The sequence below is a fragment of the Okeania sp. SIO2F4 genome, from assembly GCF_010672385.1.
GTDB lineage: Bacteria > Cyanobacteriota > Cyanobacteriia > Cyanobacteriales > Microcoleaceae > Trichodesmium.
This window is the reverse complement of the sequence record NZ_JAAHGT010000603.1, coordinates 1-5,991: the sequence shown is the minus strand read 5'-3', so window position 1 is coordinate 5,991 and position 5,991 is coordinate 1. Positions and strand designations below refer to the sequence as shown.

Sequence of the window (5,991 nt, the reverse complement as noted above, 5' to 3'; positions counted from 1 at the left end):
ATTTGTCAACGATCCTAAACGTTTTCCTGACAATTATCGGCGTTATATTCAAGGTCAATTTCGTCAACATTTAGGATTTACAGGTACACCAATAAGATTACTTTGGCGTGGTAAAAAAGCTAGAGACGTAGAGCAAAATACTGTCAATAGAGCAACTCGTGTTTGAAGTAATTGATAATGGATAATTGATAATTAATTTCTATGAGGTTTAAAGCCTCTTTAGCAATAGATAATTGATAATGGATAATGATAAAATTTTTAAGCTTTGAGTAACAAGCAAGCTTTTTGAATGCAAAAACTATTCAATTTAGTACAAAAGTTGGCAATCAAATAATTAACAATTATTAATTATTAAGCCCATTATCCATTAGTAAGCATTCAGGGTTCAACTAGCCTCCTGGGTCGTAACTACGTTAACAGCTTTATTTCCTTTAAGAGAGGAAAAAGCAATAAGCGAGATTTCATAGAATTAAAAGTATGGGTAAAAATCCATCAGTTAACCTTAATAGTCTATAGTCTATAGTCTATCGAATTACATCGTTTATTAAAAAGCTGTTTGCGTAGCATTCCGTTTGCGCAGCATTCTGGAGGAAAGGAAGAGCTGACCGCTAATAGCTGAATGCTTACATCCATTAATGAAACATTCTCATTGCTTCCAAACCTCCATACCAAAAAGTGGCAATATTTTTGACACGAATAAAATAGGATTATTATATTAATAAAAAATCTTCTTCCTTCTTACTTTGATAACAGCCAAACCAAAGGTTAGAAAATTTATAAATCCTGAAACTTTTTGTTTGTTTGCTGTTCCCTATTCCCTATTCCCTATACTATTTAATTAATATGGATTTACTACGCTCACTTCCCCTGGGATTATATCTAGAAAAACCCATAACATGGCTACATAAACTTGACCCTAGAGTGAAATTAATTTGGCTAATGAGCTTTCTTATTAGTCCAGTGTTAGCAAGTTCAATTTGGCGTCTAATATTAGTAGTTATATTAATAATATTGACCTTTACTGCCTTAATTCCTTTACGAGTTTGGAAAAAACAAATGGCTTGGTTACTAATGTTCTGTTCTTTAATATTTTTTATGAGTGCAGCGATCGCTCCAGATGGACTGGCAATTAACTATCAACCTCGCCTACCAAAAGATGAATTAGCTTTTGCTCAACAAACTGCTAATTTACCACCAACATCAGAACCAAAAACTTGGAAAAACATTTTTGGTTTACTAGGAAAAGAAACCCCCCAAGAAGCTATTTCTCAAACGCCAAAACTAACTGAACTACCTCAACCAACTTCTTATAGCTACATCATTTTTCAACAAAGTCCCATTATCATAACACGTCGTTCCGTGGATTTAGGCATTCGTATTGCCACCTTATTATTTACAGTCATTTATAGCACCAATCTATATCTTTTAACCACAGCCTCAGAAGAAATTACAGCAGGTATAGAAGACTTAATGGAACCTCTGAATAAATTAAAATTACCTGTAACTGAAATAAGTTTAACTTTAACCCTATCTTTAAGATTTATTCCCCTAGTTTTAGAGGAGATACAGAATTTAGTTCGTTCAGTTAGAACTAGAGCAATTAACTGGAAAAAATTAGGACTCCGACAAGCTTCTCAGATCTGGTTAATAGTAGCAGAAAGACTATTAGAAAATTTGCTATTGCGAGCCGATCAAATTGCCAGTGCAATGAAAGTCAGAGGTTTTACAACTGCAGACCAGCATAGAGTACAATGGCACGATCTAAAGTTAAAGGCATTAGACTGGATAGTATTGATTAGTTTAGGGTTATTCTGGTGGATTAGGTTGGCTTGGGGAGGACAAGGTTAAAACAAAATAATATATTCTTAATTTAACAAGTAATTATCTGGTATTGTTATATAGTGAAGTATAATTATTGTAAAAATAGTTGTGGAATACTTAGTTTGAGTTTCTGATTAATGTTGTTGATATTTTTCAGCTCAAAATTGCAGATTGAGACTTATAACTAATGTCAAACAATCACAATTTTGAGAAAATATAATATTTTACAGATATATATTTTCTTTTTTCTGGATATATTCATCCACTTCTCACTCGTATTTAAGAAAATACAAAAATCTAAATTTTCTGTTCAACCAGAAAGTCTAAAATCTAAAATAATAGGGGCTGTCAATTGACAAAGGCCACTAAATTATTTACAAATCTTGTGATTATCTGCTGATTTGAAGCCTAAATGACCAACGAAACTTACATGAACCATCCTAATTTTGGCCTTTTATACAGGGTGTGCTTAGTTGAGGATAAGCAAGAATTATTTACTACTCTCTATGCTCAACGCTTATTTTTTTTAGTAACTAATGGAATAGGTGGTATAAAATTTGAACCAGTGGGTCGCTCCGACGCACGCTTAATGGTGGAAATTCGTCTCCGCCAGCTACGTCGCAATGGTCAAGTGGCTGATTACCAAAAACTCCAGCAAGTTCACAAAAATACTTTTCAATAATAACTGCCTTTAACTTCTACTGAATTAAAGTTAAGTCATTGCCAAATCTAGTATATTGACATCCTCCTGACGGTGCCCTTAGGCGACACTGCAGGGTTTCTAAACTTTCCTAGGCAGTGTTGCGCTTTTTCCTTTTTTCCTTCGGAATGGTACACAAAGGGAATGCTGCCTCTTGCAGAGGAGCTGCGCTTTTGATGTTGCGTAGCATTTCATGTCGGCGACAGCCAAAAAACGAGACAGGTTTTCTGCTTCTCACGCACCTACCTCATAGACCCTTACCTCTTTCCGGTCTTACGGTCGCTCCACAATACCTCACCCTACCGACGACTCCCCTAGACACTGCTAGCCCAGCAGCCTTGGGTAAAGTAACATATTAATGTTAGAAGCACAACATTAATTGGTCTTCCCATTCCCCCTAGCCCCCCTTTCAAAGGGGGGAACAAAAGGGGGGATTGAGAGCGTGGGTCTTTGACCAAAGTTATAATCAAACATTCTCAAATCAACAGATAAAATGGTTGAGTCCATTGCTGAACGTATTACCAACATCCGCTCTAACTTACCTGAGTCAGTACGGTTAATTGCCGTAACTAAACAGGTATCAGTTGATACTATTCGTGCTGCTTATGCAGCAGGAATACGAAATTTTGGGGAAAATAGGATTCAAGAAGCAGAAGCAAAGCAAGCTCAACTACAAGATTTACCAGATATTACCTGGCATTTAATTGGCCACTTGCAAAGTAACAAGGTAGTAAAAGCTTTAAAGCAGTTTCAATGGATTCATTCTGTAGATAGCTTAAAACTGGCCAAACGCCTTGACAGTTTAGCAGAAGAGTCATCTTGTAGTCCTAATATTTGCCTACAAGTTAAAATTTTGCCCGATCCTAACAAATATGGGTGGAGCATACCAGAATTAATGACTGACTTAACAGAGCTAAATCAATGTCAAAATCTGAAAATTAAAGGTTTAATGACTATTCCACCCCAAGGATTAGACAATTTACAAACCCTATCAGTATTTGAGAAAACCCAGGAGTTAGCTCAGGAAATTAGCAAAAAAAATTTGTCTAATCTAAAAATCCACGAGCTTTCAATGGGAATGTCAGAAGATTATAATCTAGCCATATCTGCCGGTGCTACTATGGTGAGACTAGGTAGAACTTTATTTGGTGAGAGGAGGATTAAATAAGCTGATATTATATCCAATACAACTTAAAAAGTAAAAATATAGTACACTACCAAGCGACTTGAGATGCTTAAAGCATAAGTGGATTTATCAGTTATGTGATGGGTTAAGCAAATAATACGCCCAATTTTCATCTCTAGAGATGTCAAAATTAAGCCCTCTAGATTTTTAGCTCTCAAGCATTTGGTAGATACACTCTCACTTGAATTTAGTCCAAGTGTGCATTTGTTAACGAATACTCATACTTGTTAACTAAATAGTATCGGAGAATTTTAACAGTGAATAGTCTTTTTTCCAAACTACGAGATTTTGTCGGACTCAACGAACCAGTTGAGTACGAATATGATTACGATGAAATGGAAGGAGAACAGTATCAAAGCGTTTATCCTCCACAACAGCAACCTCCTGCTGCGGTACCTGCTGAGGAGGAAAGTCGCAGTAACCGCCGATTAAGAAGTCGGGCCACTACTGCGACTCCAACTACTGCTAGCACAGGTACTACTGGAGTTGTTAAACAAGAATCTGGAATGGGATCGGTTATGAATAATGTAATTGGAATGCCAGGCGCTTTAAATGGAATGTCAGAAGTTGTGGTTCTAGAACCACGGACTTTTGAAGAAATGCCTCAAGCAATTCGGGCCTTAAGGGAGCGTAAATCTGTGGTTTTAAATTTAACAATTATGGACCCAGACCAAGCCCAAAGAGCAGTGGACTTTGTAGCAGGCGGTACTTATGCTCTTGATGGTCATCAAGAACGCATCGGAGAAAGTATTTTTCTGTTTACACCAAGCTGTGTGCAAGTCAGAACTCAAGCAGGTGTGGTCAACGAAATGCCACAGACTCAACCACGCCCTCGTGTGGGGAGCTCTGGGTCTCAAGTTTGGCAACCCGAGCAAATTCAGATGATGCAATAGTGAAAGAACTTTGGGTATGGGGTTAAGATCGTAAAAATAAAAATATAATTTCCTAGTAGAGTATATTTTTGATTTTGGGATTATATCTAACAAACTCCATTCCCAATTCCTAAATTTCTAATATTTTTTAGATTGAAAAATGGTAACTGCTAAGTTAGGTTTAATCGGTGGTGGGGTAATGGGAGAGGCTTTGTTATCCCGCCTAGTGCAACAAAAAGTTTATCAACCCTCAGAAATTTTAGTTAGTGACCCGCAGCAACAAAGGCGAGATTTTTTAGCACAAGAATATGGCGTAGAGGTAACTACAGATAATCGCTTGGTGGTTACGACTACAACAGAGGCTGTTTTACTGGCGGTTAAACCTCAAATATTTGATAGTGTTGTATCACAACTGGGAGACTGGCAGGTTGGTAGTCAGACAACAACTTTGCCTTTGCTAATTTCAATTATGGCAGGTGTACATTTGCAAAAGTTGCAAGAGTCTTTTCCTGGGCAACCTGTAGTTAGAGTTATGCCGAATGCTCCAGCAACAGTGGGGGCAGGGATGAGTGCGATCGCAGCGGGGCAGAATGTGCAACCAGAACAAAAGCAGTTAGCTACTCGCATTTTTGAATCTGTAGGTCAGGTAGTGGAAGTGCCAGAAACTTTAATGGATGCAGTTACAGCGGTATCTGGTTCCGGACCTGGTTATGTAACGATTTTTATAGAATCCTTGACAGATGGGGGTGTTTGTGCAGGTTTGCCTAGAGCGATCGCTTACAAGTTGGCATTGCAAGCAGTTTTGGGAACGGCGGTTTTATTACAGGAGTCGGGAATACATCCTGCACAGTTGAAAGACCGGGTGACAAGTCCTGGGGGAACAACTATTACTGGAATTGCTGAGTTAGAAAGTGCTGGTTTTCGTTCTGCTATCATCGAAGCAGTCTTGGCAGCAACAGCAAGGTCTCAGGAGTTGGGAAATAGATAAATTCTTTCATTTAATTAGTTATAATAATTTGTTTGTAGTTGGGCTTTAGCCCCTCCAATAGACCTCTCCGGAAATTAAAATTCAACAACCTTGTGACCATGAAATAAGGTATCAAGCCTCCCCTTGGCTGCACCGCTAGCTTTCGCTCTACAAGGGGATGAAAAAGAAAATTCCGGTTTTCAAGCCTCCGGCTTAAGTCGGAGGTACTGATAACTGATAACTGATAAGTGATAACTGAAATGACAGGGGTTTCAGGTGAATTATCGGAGATTTCTAATATTTATCTTAGGGCTAAGGGACTTCCAAAAAATAAAATGTACAATTTATGAGAATGATAATCATTTTTATACGGGAGAGGAAGGGGTTGACATCGCCAACCCCTTCCTCTCATAAATTGGCATCACAATTTCTGTACTTCACCTAG

Annotated in this window: 5 protein-coding genes and 1 pseudogene; all 6 read left to right on the top strand. The window is 37.9% G+C overall.

Annotated elements, in window-relative coordinates; translation table 11 throughout:
- Window positions 1-166, top strand: a pseudogene (locus tag F6K22_RS28550) (ribosome biogenesis GTPase Der); the annotation flags it as partial.
- A gap of 677 nt (window positions 167-843) precedes the next feature.
- The gene (locus F6K22_RS28545; protein ID WP_293105874.1) at window positions 844-1,848 is read left to right on the top strand and encodes an energy-coupling factor transporter transmembrane component T family protein; all 1,005 of its coding nucleotides are present in this window, start codon (window positions 844-846) and stop codon (window positions 1,846-1,848) included.
- A gap of 385 nt (window positions 1,849-2,233) precedes the next feature.
- The gene (gene pipX, locus F6K22_RS28540; protein WP_293105872.1) at window positions 2,234-2,503 is read left to right on the top strand and encodes a transcriptional coactivator PipX; all 270 of its coding nucleotides are present in this window, start codon (window positions 2,234-2,236) and stop codon (window positions 2,501-2,503) included.
- Window positions 2,504-3,014: 511 nt separating this feature from the next.
- Window positions 3,015-3,689 carry a YggS family pyridoxal phosphate-dependent enzyme gene (locus F6K22_RS28535; RefSeq protein WP_293105870.1) on the top strand — a complete coding sequence of 225 codons (675 nt, stop codon included), beginning with the start codon at window positions 3,015-3,017 and terminating at the stop codon, window positions 3,687-3,689.
- Window positions 3,690-3,964: 275 nt separating this feature from the next.
- Window positions 3,965-4,600: a cell division protein SepF gene (locus F6K22_RS28530; RefSeq protein ID WP_293105868.1), complete on the top strand. Its 636-nt coding sequence runs from the start codon at window positions 3,965-3,967 to the stop codon at window positions 4,598-4,600.
- A gap of 139 nt (window positions 4,601-4,739) precedes the next feature.
- Window positions 4,740-5,567 carry a pyrroline-5-carboxylate reductase gene (gene proC / locus F6K22_RS28525; RefSeq protein WP_293105866.1) on the top strand — a complete coding sequence of 276 codons (828 nt, stop codon included), beginning with the start codon at window positions 4,740-4,742 and terminating at the stop codon, window positions 5,565-5,567.
- Window positions 5,568-5,991 lie beyond the last annotated feature (424 nt).